We start from the raw sequence: 17,148 nt of genomic DNA on the forward strand, positions 1-17,148 counted from the left end.
GAAGAAGTGCTGTTGCAATCGCGGAACTGTGTTGCAATTTGGATTACTTCACCTCCCGCAGGGTCGTATAGATGATTCGAGCCGCCGCGGGGGCGAGTATTTGCGCGTAGCGCACGTGGGGGCGGGCGGCGGTTTCGGTGCGTTCGTTTTCCAGCTTTATCGGGGCCATGCCCTGCGCGCCGTCCCGCTCGGCAATGTGGGGCGCGATAACCAGCGACACGATGCTCATGAGCTTGATGAGGATGTTCATGCTCGGGCCCGAAGTATCCTTAAACGGGTCGCCCACGGTGTCGCCGGTCACGGAGGCTTTGTGCGCGTCCGAGCCCTTGTACTCCATCTTGCCGTTCACCATCACGCCTTTTTCGAAAGACTTTTTGGCATTGTCCCAGGCGCCGCCGGCATTACTCTGGAACATGGCCATCAGCACCCCGCTCACCGTGACGCCGGCCAACAGGCCACCCAGCACCCGGGGGCCAAACAGGAAACCAATGATGATGGGCGTCAGCAACGCAATAGCGCCCGGCAAAATCATTTCCCGGATTGCGGCCGTGGTCGAAATAGCCACGCACTTCTCGTACTCGGGCCGGCCCGTGCCTTCCATAATGCCGGGAATCTCGCGGAACTGGCGGCGCACCTCCTGCACCATGGCCATGGCGGCCCGGCCCACGGCGGCAATCGCCAGGGCCGAGAAGATGAACGGAATCATGGCCCCCACGAAAAGGCCGGCTAATACTTCGGCATTGCTGATGTCGATGGTGTTAATGTGAGCCGTGCCCATGAAGGCGGCGAACAGGGCCAGCGAGGTGAGCGCCGCCGAAGCAATGGCGAACCCTTTGCCGGTGGCCGCGGTAGTGTTGCCCACGGCGTCGAGAATATCGGTGCGTTCGCGCACTTCCTTGGGGAGGTCGCTCATTTCAGCAATGCCCCCGGCGTTGTCAGCAATCGGCCCAAAGGCATCGATGGCCAGCTGCATGGCCGTGGTGGCCATCATACCCGCCGCAGCGATGGCGACCCCGTAGAGGCCCGCGGCCTTGAAGCTGAGGACAATGCCCGCCGCCAGTACCAGAATGGGCAGTACGGTGCTTTCCATGCCCACCGCCAGGCCCCCAATAACCGTGGTGGCGTGGCCGGTGCTGCTTTGCTGCACGATGCTGTTTACGGGCCGCTTGCCCATGGCAGTATAGTACTCGGTAATGATGCTCATCAGCGTGCCCACCACCAGGCCCACGAGCACGGCGTAGAATACGTGGAGAGCCGAGAAGCTAATGCCGCGAATAGTGAAGGTACCCGCCGGCAAAATCCACATGATCAGCCCGTAAGAAGCCACGGCGGAGATAACTACCGAAATGTAGTTGCCCGTATTAAGGGCGGCCTGCACATTACCGCCTTCCTTCACCCGCACGCACAGAATGCCAATTAAGGAGGCCAGGATGCCCATGCCGGCAATGGCCATCGGCAGGAAAATCGGCGAAAGACCTCCGAACTGGTCGTTGGTCACGGTTACTTCGCGCCCGAGTACCATGGTGGCCAGAATAGTCGCCACGTAGGAACCAAACAAGTCGGCGCCCATACCGGCCACATCCCCCACGTTGTCGCCCACGTTGTCGGCGATGGTAGCGGGGTTACGGGGGTCGTCTTCCGGAATACCGGCCTCCACTTTGCCGACCAGGTCGGCGCCTACGTCGGCGGCTTTAGTGTATATGCCGCCGCCCACGCGGGCAAACAGGGCGATGCTTTCCGCGCCCAGCGAGAAACCAGTCAGTACCTCCAGGGCCTTTTCCATCTCCTGGCCATTGGCCAGCCCGCTGGGAACGAACATCTTGTAGAACACGATAAACAGCGAGCCGAGGCCCAGCACGGCCAGGCCGGCCACGCCCATACCCATCACCGAGCCCCCCGAGAAGGAAACGTTCAGCGCAGTGCTGAGGCTGGTTTTGGCGGCCTGGGCGGTGCGCACGTTGGCCTTAGTAGCGATTTTCATCCCGATAAAGCCCGCCAGGGCCGAGAACACGGCGCCAATCAAAAAGGCGATGACGATAACCGGACTGGAATTACTGCTGGTACTACCCAGGTAGAACAAGAAAGCGCCCGCGATCAAGCCAAACAAGGCCAGTACTTTGTACTCCGCTTTGAGAAAGGCAATGGCGCCATCGGCAATGTAGCCGGCAATGGTAGTCATGCGCTCATTACCAGCGTCTTGCTTGGTCACCCAACCGGCGCGCAGCCAGGTGTAGAGCAACGCGAAGATGCCTAAGAGGGGCACCGCGTAGAGATATGGGGTCATAAAAGCGGAAAGTGCGAAAAGTGAAAAATGTGTGGAGTTGGGTGCGCAAAATAGCGGAAATTGCTACGAAAACTGCCGGCCCAGCTAAGTCCTTCGAAAAAAGCACGCTATAATACCAGTACGATAACGCAACGAGCCGGGTACTAACGGGGTCAGGCTGGGTGCGAGCTGGCCCCAACTCACTGTAACTTCCCGGAGCTAAGGCTACTGAGCACCTATGCCTTTATGTCTTCTGGTCCTGTTAAAAAGTAGCCAAAGCCACTAAGTGGTCCTGCTGATCCGGCGCCTGCGACTTGCGTTTTCTGCTCACAACTTTTGCAGAAGCACCTGATATAGCTGCCGCATGCTTTCAATGTCCCGTTTATCAACCAGCTCATCGGGTGAATGAACATGATCTTCGGGGGCACCCACGAAGCACCAGTCCCAAGGCGCCGCGGCGAGTTGTAGCTCCTTGGCGTCGGAGCCGCCGCTGCCTTCTACCTCCAGCTGATGCGGAATGCCCGATTCGGCGGCAATGGCCCGAATGCGGTCGACGTAGGACCGGCGAGGAATGAGTGAATCGCGCAGGGAGATGGCGCAGCCGAGGCCGGGCCGCACGCCTTCGGTTACCCAAGTAATGTCGGAGATGAGGGCTTGGCGGACGCCATAGGTTTCGTAGATGAACCTGGCCAGGTAGGCCACCGAGCCACCGCCGTGCTCCTCCCAGCAGGAAAAGGCGATGATGCCGTGTTCGAGGGTCTCGCAGAGGCGCAGGGCATTCCACACCCCCAGGCGGTTGTCGAGGTAGCAGCTCTGCACGGTGGTCGCGGTTTCCCGGAAGTCGCAGTAAAAGGTGAGCTCGGTGCCGCGGTCGATGTCGCGGTGGAACGCGTAGCCCAATTCGCCGGTTTCGTCGTCGATGGTCAGCGTGCATTCTATTTCTCCTTGCGAATCGTGTCCAACCAAACGGTAGCCAGCTTCGGCCCGGGGGCCGCCAATGGGCACCAGTTGCCTTCCGTAGCGCACGGTAAACCCGATGCTGTCCAAGTGGGCGAACACGGCCGTACGCGGCTGCCCAAACACCAGCAGCACACAGTCCTGAAACCGTTCGTCGGCAATAACGGTGGGCTGGTGCTGCCACCCAGGACTCATCTGCCGGACGTAGTTCAGGATAAAGCGAGTCAGGGCAACTTCGTTTCCGGCGGGGGCCGGAATGTGACAAAGCGAGTTCAGCAACTGCATAAGCGAAGGGAATTGCGGCCAAAGCTAGGCCAAAGTCCGTACTTTAGCCGGCCCGTTTACCGCTGGGCCGGGGAACCGCTTGAGTTCGCTTTCCATTTTCCGTTTATGCTGCGTTTGCTGTTTGGTATCTGCTTGGGGCTGCTCGTGCCGCTGCTGGGTAGGGCCCAGGGGCCCGATACAGCGCACGTTGTTCCTCCTATGCAAACGGTGGCGCTCGACTCGGTGGGGGTGCTACCGGCCGCGGTCGACACCAAAGGCTGGCTGCTGCTGGACAAGGACATTCAGCTGGAGCTGGATGGCGCGGTGCGTAACATCTACAATTTCAAGCACGACCGGGCCGAGAAGCAGTTTCGCTCCCTGCGGCGGCGCTACCCCAACCACCCCATGGCGTATTTCCTGCTGGGGCTGAACACGTGGTGGAAAATTATGCCCACGCAGTTTCAGACGACGCAGTACGACAAACTATTTTTCGCGTACATGGACACGGCCATCACCAAGGCGCAAGCGCTTTACGAGGCCGACAATAACAACTACGAGGCCAGCTTCTTTCTGTCGGCGGCCTACGGATTTGATGCCCGCCTCCACGGGGAGCGCCACGATTGGCGGAAAGCTACGGTGAGTTCCCGGCGCTCGTTGAATTACCTGAAGAAAAGCCAGGAGGCAAATAGCCTGAGCCCGGAGTTTCAATTCGGCCAAGCCCTCTTTAATTATTACGCGGTCTGGATTGGCGAAAACTACCCGCTGCTGAAGCCCGTGCTGCTGTTTTTTCCCCGGGGCGACAAGAAGCTGGGCATCCAACAGCTCCGGAACGTCGCGGAGCAGGGCTTTTATACGGCCACGGAGGCGCGGGTCTTCCTCATGCGCATTCTCAAAAATGAGGAGAACAATGCCGAGGCCGCCCTGCCGGTGGCTCGGGCCTTGGCCGCCAGCTATCCCGACAACGGCTACTTTCAGCGCTTCTACGCCTTGCTGGCCTACGACCAGGGCGAGTTTACCGACTGCGAGCGGGTGAGCCGGGAGATTCTCGACAAGATCAACAAAGGCATGCCGGGTTACGAGGGTATTAGTGGGCGCTATGCCAGCTACTTCCTGGGCTACCTGATGCAGAACCGTTACCGCGACAACGCCAAAGCCAAGGATTATTACCAACGGTGCATTGTGTTCGCGGAGAGTACCGGCGACACCTCCGGGGGGTTCTATCTGTTCGCCAACATGAACCTGGCGCGTTTGGCAGTGAAAGAGAAAGACCTCACGGCGGCTAACCGTTATTATGCGGTTGTGCTCGATAAAGCCGAGCATAAATCCGAGCAGTATAAAGAGGCTAGAGCCTATTTGAAAAAGAGTAAGCCGGACTGATCATCATGGAAATTAAAGATCTGTATATAAGCCCCGTTTATTTGATTATCATTTACTTGATAGCTTATGGCGTTCGTTCTTCGGTAACGAACGTGTATACTAAAAAATACTTTATCCCGGCGCTATCAGTTAAGCTATTGGGAGCCATTGCCCTCGGCATACTTTATCACACCGTGTATGGTGGGGACACGAATAATTATTATCATGAAGCTTCTATTGTTTACCGGGCCTTTGGTGATTCCTTTGCGGCGGGGTGGGAGTTGGTAACTACCGCAGGTGATGTTACTCCAGCCATCAGCAAATACACCGAACAGATGTGGTGGTTTGGGCGCGGCAGCAACGAGTATTTTGTTACCCGAGTGGCAGGAGTTTTTGCGCTGCTATGCTTCGATACTTACACAGTTATCGCGTTGCTATTTGCAGTGGTTACGTTTAGTGGCATGTGGGCCATGTACATGACGTTCGCCAAAATCCGGCCCCATGCTTACAAAGAATTAGCAACTGCTGTCTTCTTTCTGCCTTCGGTATTCTTCTGGGGTTCGGGCTTACTTAAAGATTCGTTGTGCCTGGGTGCGCTGGGCTGGTTGTTCTACGCTTTTTACCGAGGGGCCATTGAACGGCGCAACCTTCTGCGGTGCACCACAATGGGTGCCGGCGCAATAGGCGTGATCTTTTCCATGAAGGTTTATATCCTGCTAGCTTTCGTACCACCGGCGCTGCTCTGGGTTTTTAATGAGAGCATACGGGATATTCGTAGCACGGCCATCCGCTGGTTGCTGAAGCCATTATTTCTAAGCGTTGGTGGCGTGCTGGCTATCTACTCGTTCTCTCGACTATCCGCTACCGACGCGCGATTTAACCTTGAAAACATCGGCGCTCAAAGCAAGATAACGGCCAACTATTTGCAACAGATAAGTAAAGCTGAAAAGGGTTCGGGCTACAACATCGGCGTGCAGGATGGGACGATTGGCGGAATGGTGAAGCTCGCTCCACAGGCCGTGGTAGTTTCTTTATTCCGTCCATTTTTGTGGGAGGCCCGCAACCCAACCATGGCATTATCCGCCTTGGAATCTGCTTATTTTCTGCTACTCACGCTACGCATTCTATGGCGCGTAGGAATAGCTCGAACGTTCAGTACGATTAGCTTAGAGCCGGTGCTGATGCTCTGCTTCGTATTCAGCCTGATTTTTGCCATTTCGGTAGGGATTTCCAGCGGCAATTTTGGCACCTTGGTTCGGTACAAGATTCCTCTTATGCCCTTCTACCTGAGTGGGCTGTACATATTGCAAAGTATTACCATGGCCGCCCGAATGTCAGGTAAACCGCGTCGAGTAACCGGCGTTCCGGCGCTGGCAGTTCGGGCCTAAGAAAACAACTGCAAGAAATTGGGGGTATTCGCCCGCACCGAGTAACGCTGCTCGATGGTAGCGCGGGCCGCCTGCCCGAGTTGCTGCCGTAAGCCGGCATCGGCCAGGAGTTGGCGCAAGCTTGCTTCCCACTCGGCGGGAGCCGCACACACGTACCCGTTGCGGCCATGTTCCACGACTTCGGTGTTCATGCCCACCGGCGACACCAAGGCGGGGATGCCTAATGCCATGTACTGCAACGCCTTAAACGCACATTTCCCCTGCGCCCAAGGGTCGTCTTCCAGCGGCATTAGTCCCACATGGAAACCAAGCAGGTCGGCTATCTCGGTGGCCTTACGCCAGGGCAGAAAAACCAGTGAGCGCAATGGCAGGTTTGGAGGCTGATTTGAAATGACGCGAAACTCGAAGTCCAACCCCTCCGCTTCGAGCTTAGCCAGCACCGGAACTACTTGGCTGAGGTACTTAAGCGTCGAATGAGTGCCCGTCCAGCCAATGACCAGGCGGCCGGGGGCAGCCTGGTCGCGAACGCGGTTGTGCAGGTAGACGGTGTCAATGGTGGTCGGATTTACTACGGCCTGGGAGTTGAACTGCCGCGCATAGGCGGCCAGGTAGGCGTTGCCGCAACTGTTCTTGTAAGCCCAGCGGCAAATGTCGGCTACCTTGTGGTGCCACTTTAGCCCCGCGGCGACTTTATTAGCTTCCGAGGTATTAGCCAGCCAGATAGCATCGTCGAAGTCGTAGATGAGCTTTTTACGCAGCACTTTGGCAATCAGCCACTCGAACACGGGTGGGCCAATGGGGGCCGCTTCGCGGTGCACGAATACGAAATCGTAGGCCGGCACGGCAAACAACAGCGCTACTCGCCGCATAAAGCCGCCCAGGATGCCCAGGGCTTTGGTGACTGCGTGTCCCGGCTGGTAGAGGATATCCCAGGTCGCCAGCGATAGGAAAGGAGCCAACCGGTACCGGTGGCCGTGGGCGGTTAGCGTAGTCAGGTACTGCTCGAAGCGAAACCGTTGGGAGGGAGCCCGGCCGGGCGGATACGGAACCAAAAATAAAAGGCGCACTAACGGAAGGCAGTTAATAGGTCTGATAAAATTTCAGCACCGCCTCAATAATGCGGTGCTGGTCGGCCTCGGTGAGCTCATAGAACAAGGGCAGCCGGACGAGGTGGTCGGCGTAGAGTTCGGCCCACGGCAGGGCCCGGCCGTCGTGCTGAGCTGCGTAATACGTGCTTTTATGCAGGGGCAGGTAATGAAACACAGCCCAGATACCCTGCTGCTTGAGGCAGGCAATCAAAGCCGTCCGCTCGGGTAGGCTTCGGCACACCAGGTAGAAGAGATGGCCGTTGTTGGTGGCGTAATCGGGCAGTACGGGCAGGCCGACCCCCTGGCGGAGCAGCGGAGCGAATGCCACGTAGTAGCGCTGCCAAATGGTCCGGCGTTGGCGCTGGATATCGGCCAGGTTTTCGAGCTGGGCCCACAGATAGGCCGCAATAATATCCGACGGTAAAAACGACGACCCCAGATCTACCCAACCATACTTGTCTATTTCGCCGCGGTAGAAAGCCGACCGGGTGGTACCTTTTTCGCGAATGATTTCTGCCCGTGGGCCAAACCGGGGGTTGTTGACCGCCAGCATCCCCCCCTCGCCGGAAATAATGTTCTTGGTTTCGTGAAACGAAAAGGCAGCCAACGCGCCGAGGCTGCCCAGGGGCCGCCCCCGATAACAACTGTCGATGGCATGGGCGGCGTCCTCAATCACCATTAGGCCATGCCGGTCGGCCACCACCTGAATAGCATCCATGTCGCAGGCAATCCCGGCGTAGTGCACCGGTACAATCGCGCGGGTGCGGGGCGTAACTAGGCTTTCGAGCGCGGCCGCGTCGATGTTGGGATTCAAGGCCGTGCTGTCGGCAAATACCACTTTGGCGCCCCGCAGCACGAACGCATTGGCTGTGCTCACAAAGGTGAAGGATGGCATAAGCACCTCGTCGCCGGGCTGAATATCAAGCAGCAGAGCCGCCATCTCCAGCGCATCGGTACAGGAAGTGGTGAGCAGCACTTTCTGAAAGCCTAGCTCCTGCTCGAAAAAGCTGTGCACCCGCTGCGTGAAGAGTCCATCGCCGGATATTTTACCAGAGCGTACCGCTTGCTCGATGTAGCGGGTTTCGTTGCCGGAGAAATACGGTTTGTTGAAGGGGATGGCAGGATACATGCGCGATGCAGAAGGCTAGCAAAGGTACGGCTGGTCCTGCTAGCCTCCGGCCGTTGCTACCTTCACGGCTAAGGCTGGGGTATGTCCTGCTTCGCTCCTACTACCAATGCCCTAGCGCCTGCGCCCCGCTTGCAATTGCCAGCGGGCCAATGATGTAGCGCATTCCCCTTTGCCCCAACGTGAGCGGGAAGGCCAGCAAGTCGCGGTCTCACGCCAGTAGTCGCAAAGCATCGGTTCCTTCCGGCTTAGGGGTTTGGCCCGGGGTCAGTCTGTTCGTCAATCAGGTAGATGGGTCGGTTTTTAACCTGTTCAAATGTTTTGCCGATGTACAATCCGACCACGCCCAACACTGCCAGCAACAGGCCCGAAAGAAACCAGATCGATATGATTAAGCTAGTATAGCCGGGCTGAGAAATCTGGCCCAACCAGTAGCGCAGCAAGGTGATGGGAACCATCAAAAAAACGCCTCCGGATAGCACTAAGCCAAACTTTATAATCAGGCGCAGGGGTTTATCGGAGTAGGCCATCATGATGTCGAGGCCCTGGTGTAGGCGTTGGCCCAAGCTGTAGCTGCTACGCCCCGAAACGCGCCGGGCGTGTACTACGTCGAGGTAACCGGTGCGAAAACCTACCCAACGCACCATGGTTGGGAAGTAGCGAATACTCTCCCGCATACGCAGTACGGCGGCAACCACCTTCTGATGGTAAATCCCAAAGTTGGCCACGGCCGGGTCCTGTGTTGTGTCGGTTAAGTAGGACAACACCCAGTAGAACAACCGCGACAGCAGCTTTTGGCTCCACGCGTCCTGCCGGTCAACGCGCCGGGCCAGCACTAGGTCGTAACCACGTTGCGCGGCCGCGAACAGGGCCGGAATCTCCTCAGGCCGGTCCTGTAAGTCACAGTCCAGCACCACGATCCACTCGCCGCGGCATTGGTCGAGGCCAGCTGTAATGGCTTGGTGCTGGCCAAAGTTGCGGCTCAGCCGCAGGCCCCGCACGCGAGGGTCCCGCAGCATCTGCTCCTTAATCCGGGCCCAGGAGCCATCAGGGCTCCGGTCATCCACCAGAATAATCTCGAAATGAGGCGATATCCTCTCCAGTGCGGCCACCAGGCGCTGTACCAACTCCGCTACCATGGCCTCGGCCAGGTAAACTGGACTAACCACGGAAAGGAAAACGGGAGCGGTTGGAGTCATGAACGATATACAATCAAAGAGCTAAGCCGAGCTAACTAGGTACTTATTCCCGGCGGAGCCCCACCAAGGTATTATCCGGCAATGAACAGGGGCTTTATCCTTCGCAAAGGTATACCCGCTCAGAAGGGGTGTTTTGCCCTACTGGCCAAAGCACGAACCTTTATTCAAGAGCAAGAACCCGGCGGTAGCAAGCTCCCAGCAGCTCATACGTACGCGCGGGGGCAAACTTCTGGCGAACAAAAAGGCGGCTCGCGGCCGAGAACTGCCGCCGCAACGCCTCATCAGCCGCTAGCCGAATCATGGCCTCGGCCATAGCCGGCACATCGCGATTCGGCACCAGCCAGCCCGACCTGCCATGCTCGAACAACTCGGCGGGTCCCCCGCAGTCGCTGGCAATGAGCGGAATGCCGTAGTATAACGCGTCGAGACAAGTCAGGGAAAACGATTCGGCTTCGGAAAAGTTGAGCACGATGTCGTGCGCTTTCATGGCAGCTTCGGTATCGGCCGCGAACCCATCAAAATGCACCACTGCGCCCAAGCCCGCCGCTTGAACAGCCGATTCCAGCTCCTGCCGAAACGCTTGGTTCTTAGCCATGCCCATGTCTCCCCCCACGAAGTGTAATCGCAAGTCGGGGTTACGCGCGTACGCCAGTTGAAAAGCCGCCAAGGCAAAGTTTTGGCCTTTGCCCCGAATGTAGTTGCTGAAGTAAAGGAGCCGAACCGGAGCGCCGGGCTCCCCCGCTACCGCATAGGGCGGCCACTGCTCCCCAGCGGCCGGCAGCGGGTCGTATACGGTACACACCCGCGCATGATCGGCCGCGAAATAGGCCCGTACCGCCTCCGAAACGCATACTACCCGCTCGGAGGCATGCTCGGCCAGCCACCGCCAGCTACGAGCCAGCGGCTGCATCTGCGTTTGCGGCAAAAATCGCACGTGCGTCACCACCTTCAGCCGGCCCAGGCTGAGCCAGCGGGCCACATAACCGGTAAGGTTATAAAAATCGTTAAGATGAAGGAGGCTGGCCCCGCGCTGCCGGGCTAGTCGCCGCAAACGCCAGCCATTAAGGACGAGCATTGGCAGGTATCGCAGCAAATCCGCCTTCCGTCGGCTCATTTCCACAAAGGGTAAATCATGTACCTGATACCCGTCAGCTTCCAGCAGACTGCGGCCAGTGCTGCCCGTAGGTAGTACATACTCAAAGCGCAATCCTGCTTCGCGCAACGGGCCAGTGGCATGGCGCATGGCATTAAGGGCACCAGTTACCGCCCGCGAATTATCGACGATCAGTACCTTAGCTCCTTGCGGCGATGAATTAATTTCGGGTGATAAATGCAAATCTATTTTTCAATTTGAGAAACAACTTCTCGTAGTAGTTAAAGCTGATCCAACTGATTACAAGTGCCAGCAGTAATCCTACTAAATTATCGCCAAGCACTACTCCCAACGCCGAGTTATTAAGATCCAAACGTTTTAGTAACTGTATTGCTGCTAAAAGCGCCAGGTAGTGTAAACAATAAAGCCCATACGTGTAAGTGCCCCAATAAGTGGGGAAACGTAGCTTAGACATTTTAATAATAGAGTTCTTGGCGTAGTTCTGCTCTAATAGCACAAAAGCAAAAAACATCCCTAGAACCAAGCGTTCAATGGCAAGATACCAAGGCAGATTACCCAATGCACTTTGGCTATAAATCAGCGTAATTCCTGCTAGATAACCTACCCCAATCATCCAGCGAGGCATTTGGGCAATCCATGCGGTTAGTCGATCATCTCGAAAGCAGAGCCAGGCGGCCCCCCCACCCAAGGCCATGTCGCCAATAACGCTAAATGTATGCAGATCGAGAACCTTATGATCGTAGAGATTTCCTAAGCGAAAAGCGATACTAAGCACTAATACACCGGCAAATAGCCAACCCATTCTCGGCGCTGGAACAGCGGCAACCAGCAACGGCCACACCAGGTAGAACTGCTCTTCGATTGATACCGACCAAAGCAACTCAAGCGTTGGGGTAGCACCTCCATTATAGATGCTATTGAAGTTACCCAGGAAGAAGACATAGTACCAGGCTTTTGCTGTTTCATGGAAACCTGCTTCTCCAAAATGCTGCTTCAACCAAGGGTAAAGTACAAAGCCAAGAACTACAACAACATAGTAAAGAGGCCAGATGCGCAGTATTCGGCGCAAGTAGAAGGCAATAACATGGATCTTGCCATATACGTGCCGCTCACTAAGTAGTAAATACGTAATCAGGAATCCACTTAAGACGAAAAAAAAATTAACCCCCAAGTAGCCTACCCTGGTAATAGCATAAGGTATATGGTAGAGAAGCGAAGATTTTATCGATTCACTATTGGTATAAAATGAGTGAAACAAAAACACTCCAAAAAATGCCAGAAAGCGTAATCCATCTAAGTTAGGAAAGAAGATACGACTTACACTTGCTTTTGCAGAAACTGAGTGCTCTTGTACTACACTGGTTTTGTCTGATGCCATTCAATACTTGCGTCTCTAAAAAAGCTAAAAAAATCTCGATCAATACCAGGTCTTCCTGCCAAGCTTGAACCTTGCTGCATAGAGCCGGCAGCTAAATTACAAGGTTCATCACCAACTCGTAAAAGGTAAGGTTAACCAGCAGACACTTCCTCAAATAATTTGAGCCACTGGTTGAAAATACGTTCCCGGGTAAAGTCTTGCATACGCTCGCGCGCCAACTCACCAAGTCGACTACGCACCGCAGGATCCGTAAGTACTGCATCCATAGCATCGGTCCACACGGCCTGATCCGCAACCAGCGTGCTGGGCTGAGTGAGCATGGGCAATAAGATGCCATATGCTCCACGCTCCGCGTGACGTAATGGAGTGGCAGGAGTTGCGGTAGCCGGGGCAAGCATCTCCCGGGGCCCCGTCGGGCAGTCGGCGCTTAGCACTGGCAGGCCACAAACCATTGCCTCACCTAATGCCATCGGGAAGCCCTCCCATGCAGAGGGGAACACGAATGCCGCAGCGGGCCGCAAGTACTTAAACGGATTTTGCTGAAGCCCTAAGAAATACACGTCTCTATCCACTGTGGGCGGGGCGGAAGTCTCCCAGGCGGCGTACACACGCAAGCCCAGTTCGCGCGCATGAGTAACGAGTGCGTCGCGCAACTCCCCGTCGCCAATGAAGACCAGCTTAGCTGGTCGGCGCCGCAGTAAAGCGGCAAAAGCAGCCAGCAAAGGACGTTGATTCTTTTGTTGCGTTAGTCGACCAGACGTCACTAGTATCGGTGACTCGGCGTATACCGCCGCCTCGGCTTCTGACAGTGGCTCCTGACTTTTGGCCTCGATTTGGGCTACTTCAAAAAAATTATTAATTGTGAGCAGCTTCTCGGGCTTCACACCAAAGCCGGTGATAAGTTCGGGAATGATGTCGCGGCTCACCGTCACAATGCGGTCGGCGCGGTTGTAGAGGGTAGGGATGAGCACCTTTTTGCGCAGCCACCCAATAGGGCCACGGATATTGGCATCGTGCAGCTTCGAGCCGTGCACGCACAGGATGGTTTTGCCAGGCCCGCCGCTCAGCAGGTTCACGTAATCAGCTCCTTCGAGGTGGCTAACGCACGCTAGTGGGCGCAGCCGCTCGCGCAGGCGCCGCAATCCGCTGATGCGGCGCCTGAAGTTTCGCAGCTTGGTTAGCACCCCTCCCCCTCCCTCAACCTCCAAGCTCACTACGGGGTTGCCGCTGGGGTACAGGTCGCCGCCCTCCAGGTTGAATACCGCCTCGGTTACGGCATAGGTTTTAGCAAGTTCCACGCTGTGGTCGTGAAACACCCGCTGCGCTCCCCCTAGACCCAGGTTAGGAATAAGAAGTAGCAGGTTATTGGCTGCTTTGCCGACAGGCGAAGAATCGATATTGTTAGAGGGCATCGCAACAGGAAATAATATTGTAATGCTTTCAGGATGCTATCCGCATCACAGGCTGCTTGAGAGTTAAAAAGCATGAGCCAGCCAGAGCCATTATTAATACGGTGAAAGGACCATACCCGACTCATGGTATGAGTGGCGCTCTGCGCACCTAAGCCACTCCCCCGGCTCGTTATTTGCCCGCTTTAACTCGCGCAAACAAGTTTTCATACGCCGCTAAGCAGTGTTGCATGCGAAATTTCTCGAAAGCTAATACCGCTCGCCGCTTGTGCTCAGCTAGGAGTGCGGGGTTAATTAAATAGGCCCGCATTGCTTCTGTTAATTGATTGGGATCTGAGAGTTGCCAATTAGCTTGATCAAGAATTACCCCGGCCGGCCCTTCCACCGATTCAAGCATGGCTGGCACTTCACCAATGCGGCTAGCAATTACAGGCTTGCCACACGACAAATACTCGGCCACGGAATTAGGCAGGCTTTCGGCGTGAAAGTAGCTGGGTAAAAGGCCAACGTCGAATAGATCTACCCAATCAATTGGATTACGAGAAAACCCGGTGAAGTGCAAGTGCGAATGCGGGTACTCAGTTTTCAACTTTGTGAGATAGTCGCTCTCCCCTACCAGCACAAGGTGGATCTTCGGAAAATCTGTCACCAGTGCTAAAAACGAATTTATAGCATGCTTCCACCCTTTTTCCGGGATGCCGCGCGCTACCATTCCAAACACTTTAGCATCATTCTCAATACCTAGCGCTGCGCGGGTGTGCTGCGATCTATCTACTGAAAAGGACCCATCAAAACCATTATAGATTTGTTGATGCAACAAGGAGCTTAGGGGTCTTACTCCCGTGCGGTTAAAGATCTCTAAATTCTTTGCAGTAAGATATACTACAGCCTTTGCTTGTTGCAGGGCGTAACTACCTTTTACGACTGTCTCGGCTGAATCAGCCTTATGTAGAAATAATTCATAACAACCGTGCATAGTAATGACAAGCGGAACGCTTAAGCCCTCTAATGCTTTTGCTGCCGCATAATCGGCTTTGATCGTATGGCTATTTACAACATCAGGCTGTAAATCCCGAATAACCTTACGTAAATGGGCAATAAGTTTGTTCTCACGCAGCGAAACTGTACGCCCCAGCCGGCGCCCGAGCCCTTCTATTTTGCGCAACAACCAGTCTTGAACTGGTGAACTGGCGCCATAGGAAATAACAGTAACGTTAGGAACTAATTGCCGCACCAGGTCTGTGTTTACAAGATGGGCGTAGTGATCGTAAAGGTGCACCTGATGGCCAGCAATGTGCAGCGCCTGAGCCAAACGAAGAGCAAAAGTCTGGGCCCCGCCTGTGCGCAGATCCTCAACCGCAACTAAAATGTTCATTACTTACTGACAGGTTGAGGCGTTAGATGGTGGTAATAGAATGCTTATGCAGTTAAGCACTGCTTGAATAAACGGAGTAATCAATCTTATCCTAACCCTTCTTGCATCTTGCGTAAGAATTCCGAAGAAATATTACCATTCACTCGGAGTAGCTCTGACCAACTATTCACGCCAGCCCCCTACTCGATTTGGCACTACTGTTATCTTCTTGTAGCATAGCAGTAAGCCGATCTTTAAACACTCCTTCATCAACACTGTAATTCCAGTTTACATCTAGTTCAGAGCCCATTACTGCATCGTAATAATGAACTTGCAAAGCCTCCAGGAGCCAATAATAATGAGGATGGACTAACCCCTCCGCAAAAATCTCAATGACACCAATTTGGCTCAAGTCGCTATGAATAAGGTTGGTAACACCACCACCATGCATGCTCACAAAATACTTCACCTCGGCAAAAAGAGCGACTTGCTGCGCATAGGTTAAATCTTCGGCGTAAATTACTTCAAAGCCTTGTTCCCGCACAATAGCTTCTATCGCTTCATTATTAATTAAACGTCGCTGAAACCGTGGCTTCCGATTCAGGAAAACACGTCTATGCGGATTCTTATTAGTGTGCTTAGAAAAAAAGTTGTAAGCATCTTTCCAGCCATCAAACTCTGTGATGCACTTATATAAGCAGTCAGTTTTAATCCATTCACCTGGTTTCTGTACAACCCAAACCAAATTACTAAACTCAGGCAGAGATAGTATATATTGCACGTAGGGCAGCCTGTGCACATTTTCATTAATAAGTAAAGGTATATTCAAGCCAAGTAAATTAGTACGAAGCAGGTACAATAAAGGATTTATTGATTCATCAACAAAATGGTAGATATTTCGTCCGATAAAACCATCAAAATGGATCAGTACCGGATAATAGGTATAAGAATTTTTTATTAATCTGTGCAGGGTATACTTAAAAATGCTTGGCACTAGATACTCGTGCGCTTTACTTCGAGTCTGGACTACGAACCTGCGGTTAATTGCCGTGAAGGCCAGGCTGTGGCTTGGTTCAATAATAATTGGCGCGCGAACCTCAAATACTCTATCGTATTGTTTACAATAAGTTTTATTCTCCCAGGTGAACATAGCACGAATTTTCTCGTCGGCAATATGATTCAACGTATGATATAAAAACCCAGTCTGAGGTATATCTACTATCATCTTTAACCCATCAGACTCATCTGCCACTTTCCACAAAGCCTGCCGTAAAGCTTTTCCTACACCTGAATTATGCAGTATACTAGACTTAAATCGATACAAGATGTGTCTAATATTTTGAAGCTTTTCTTTGAAGTTCATGTGATGCTATTTTTTATGAACCGGTGATAATTAGTCCGATGGCTATCAAGCAAATCAGCCAGGCGTATATCTTTTTTAAAGCTGCTTATCCCTATACTGCCTACTTATAACTCAATTTGGGTGATTTTATGAAAAATTCAGCTTCTACCCTTGATTAATGCGAATCTGCGCCCCACCTTTATTTCAGCTCAAGCAACACAGCATTCACCACGAAATAATGACGAATATGCCTAGGGGGCTAAGCACTAAGGAACGCCACATTGGCGACCTCCTGCCCTGGTATGTACCACCGCACGTCATATACCCGGGTTAGAACAGCCAGCACTTTTGCTTGCATAGGCTGGTGGTGCGGGACAAAGGAAAGAAAAGGGATTTACACAATTTATTTTGTTCAAGCGAGTTACACCTGCTTAGACTGGGCCGCAAAGATAACCGCTATTATTGAAAGAACTGCCCTAACCCTAGGCAACATCTTTATCAATTAACACCCGTTTATAGAGGGCCATTTGAAATAAAACAGGAGGTTAAATAAGGAGCAGTCAGTAAGTTGCGAGCGGAATTTCCCGCACCCGGCCTAGTACGTGCGCCCGCACGCCAAGATTTGGCATCAGAGCCGAAACCGGGCGTACACCCTTTGCCAGAGACCGAACTGCACGGCCGGCAACTCCCGCTACGAGACGCCGCAACGGGCTCGCCAGAGCACGGCTTCGACAAACAACTGCATGTTCTGAACAGCGGTGCCCGGCGACCATTCCTGGCCGGGCAGTAGGGGCGAAAGCCGCTCCCGCAGCCCGCCGGTTCCTAAACTATGGTGTTCATGCATGCCCGAAGGGCAACCTTAGCTGCAAACACTCCCTGGTAAGAAAGCTGTCAGTTCAGGCTATCAGAA

At 54.1% G+C, this 17,148-nt stretch carries 13 protein-coding genes; 2 read left to right on the plus strand and 11 right to left on the minus strand.

Translation table 11 applies throughout. The features are described 5' to 3' along the window. Nucleotides 1–43 precede the first annotated feature (43 nt). The gene (locus IC235_RS00695; protein ID WP_191003231.1) at nt 44–2,284 is read right to left on the minus strand and encodes a sodium-translocating pyrophosphatase; all 2,241 of its coding nucleotides are present in this window, start codon (nt 2,282–2,284) and stop codon (nt 44–46) included. Nucleotides 2,285–2,590: 306 nt separating this feature from the next. Continuing rightward, on the minus strand, nt 2,591–3,505 hold the full coding sequence (locus IC235_RS00700) for a M20/M25/M40 family metallo-hydrolase (protein WP_191003232.1): 915 nt from the start codon (nt 3,503–3,505) through the stop codon (nt 2,591–2,593). A 105-nt stretch (nt 3,506–3,610) separates the two neighbouring features. On the opposite strand from IC235_RS00700, the gene IC235_RS00705 reads away from it, so the two are divergent. Continuing rightward, complete coding sequence (locus IC235_RS00705; protein ID WP_191003233.1) at nt 3,611–4,861, plus strand: tetratricopeptide repeat protein; 1,251 nt, start codon at nt 3,611–3,613, stop codon at nt 4,859–4,861. Between the two features lie 5 nt (nt 4,862–4,866). Beyond that, nucleotides 4,867–6,228 carry a hypothetical protein gene (locus tag IC235_RS00710; protein ID WP_191003234.1) on the plus strand — a complete coding sequence of 454 codons (1,362 nt, stop codon included), beginning with the start codon at nt 4,867–4,869 and terminating at the stop codon, nt 6,226–6,228. Here IC235_RS00710 and IC235_RS00715 read toward each other — a convergent pair. From IC235_RS00715 to IC235_RS00755, 9 genes are all read right to left on the minus strand, one after another. After that, complete coding sequence (locus tag IC235_RS00715) at nt 6,225–7,295, minus strand: glycosyltransferase family 4 protein (RefSeq protein WP_191003235.1); 1,071 nt, start codon at nt 7,293–7,295, stop codon at nt 6,225–6,227. The two genes, IC235_RS00710 and IC235_RS00715, sit on opposite strands and share 4 nt — an antisense overlap. A 13-nt stretch (nt 7,296–7,308) precedes the next feature. After that, nucleotides 7,309–8,445 (minus strand): dTDP-4-amino-4,6-dideoxygalactose transaminase, encoded by a 1,137-nt coding sequence (gene rffA, locus IC235_RS00720; RefSeq protein ID WP_191003236.1) that lies wholly within the window; start codon nt 8,443–8,445, stop codon nt 7,309–7,311. A gap of 245 nt (nt 8,446–8,690) precedes the next feature. Continuing rightward, on the minus strand, nt 8,691–9,611 hold the full coding sequence (locus IC235_RS00725; RefSeq protein ID WP_317173507.1) for a glycosyltransferase family 2 protein: 921 nt from the start codon (nt 9,609–9,611) through the stop codon (nt 8,691–8,693). Between the two features lie 190 nt (nt 9,612–9,801). Then, nucleotides 9,802–10,977, minus strand: coding sequence for a glycosyltransferase family 4 protein (locus IC235_RS00730; protein ID WP_394355235.1), 1,176 nt, complete (start codon nt 10,975–10,977; stop codon nt 9,802–9,804). Continuing rightward, nucleotides 10,955–12,133: an acyltransferase family protein gene (locus IC235_RS00735; RefSeq protein ID WP_191003239.1), complete on the minus strand. Its 1,179-nt coding sequence runs from the start codon at nt 12,131–12,133 to the stop codon at nt 10,955–10,957. Before IC235_RS00735 ends, IC235_RS00730 begins: the two co-directional genes overlap by 23 nt. A 131-nt stretch (nt 12,134–12,264) precedes the next feature. Beyond that, nucleotides 12,265–13,545: a glycosyltransferase gene (locus tag IC235_RS00740; RefSeq protein WP_191003240.1), complete on the minus strand. Its 1,281-nt coding sequence runs from the start codon at nt 13,543–13,545 to the stop codon at nt 12,265–12,267. Between the two features lie 169 nt (nt 13,546–13,714). Beyond that, on the minus strand, nt 13,715–14,917 hold the full coding sequence (locus IC235_RS00745) for a glycosyltransferase family 4 protein (protein ID WP_191003241.1): 1,203 nt from the start codon (nt 14,915–14,917) through the stop codon (nt 13,715–13,717). 166 nt (nt 14,918–15,083) lie between these two features. After that, nucleotides 15,084–16,259, minus strand: coding sequence for a glycosyltransferase family 61 protein (locus tag IC235_RS00750; RefSeq protein ID WP_191003242.1), 1,176 nt, complete (start codon nt 16,257–16,259; stop codon nt 15,084–15,086). A gap of 670 nt (nt 16,260–16,929) precedes the next feature. Continuing rightward, nucleotides 16,930–17,082 (minus strand): hypothetical protein, encoded by a 153-nt coding sequence (locus IC235_RS00755; RefSeq protein ID WP_191003243.1) that lies wholly within the window; start codon nt 17,080–17,082, stop codon nt 16,930–16,932. Nucleotides 17,083–17,148 lie beyond the last annotated feature (66 nt).

Origin of the sequence: Hymenobacter montanus, assembly GCF_014699115.1 — a bacterium.
GTDB classification, from domain to species: domain Bacteria; phylum Bacteroidota; class Bacteroidia; order Cytophagales; family Hymenobacteraceae; genus Hymenobacter; species Hymenobacter montanus.

Coding starts and splice junctions, on each gene's coding strand:
- IC235_RS00735 (WP_191003239.1), bottom strand. CDS start 12,133: ATGGCATCAGACAAAACCAGTGTAGTACAAGAGCACTCAGTTTCTGCA.
- IC235_RS00755 (WP_191003243.1), bottom strand. CDS start 17,082: ATGCATGAACACCATAGTTTAGGAACCGGCGGGCTGCGGGAGCGGCTT.
- IC235_RS00705 (WP_191003233.1), top strand. CDS start 3,611: ATGCTGCGTTTGCTGTTTGGTATCTGCTTGGGGCTGCTCGTGCCGCTG.
- IC235_RS00750 (WP_191003242.1), bottom strand. CDS start 16,259: ATGAACTTCAAAGAAAAGCTTCAAAATATTAGACACATCTTGTATCGA.
- IC235_RS00745 (WP_191003241.1), bottom strand. CDS start 14,917: ATGAACATTTTAGTTGCGGTTGAGGATCTGCGCACAGGCGGGGCCCAG.
- IC235_RS00695 (WP_191003231.1), bottom strand. CDS start 2,284: ATGACCCCATATCTCTACGCGGTGCCCCTCTTAGGCATCTTCGCGTTG.
- rffA (WP_191003236.1), bottom strand. CDS start 8,445: ATGTATCCTGCCATCCCCTTCAACAAACCGTATTTCTCCGGCAACGAA.
- IC235_RS00700 (WP_191003232.1), bottom strand. CDS start 3,505: ATGCAGTTGCTGAACTCGCTTTGTCACATTCCGGCCCCCGCCGGAAAC.
- IC235_RS00740 (WP_191003240.1), bottom strand. CDS start 13,545: ATGCCCTCTAACAATATCGATTCTTCGCCTGTCGGCAAAGCAGCCAAT.
- IC235_RS00710 (WP_191003234.1), top strand. CDS start 4,867: ATGGAAATTAAAGATCTGTATATAAGCCCCGTTTATTTGATTATCATT.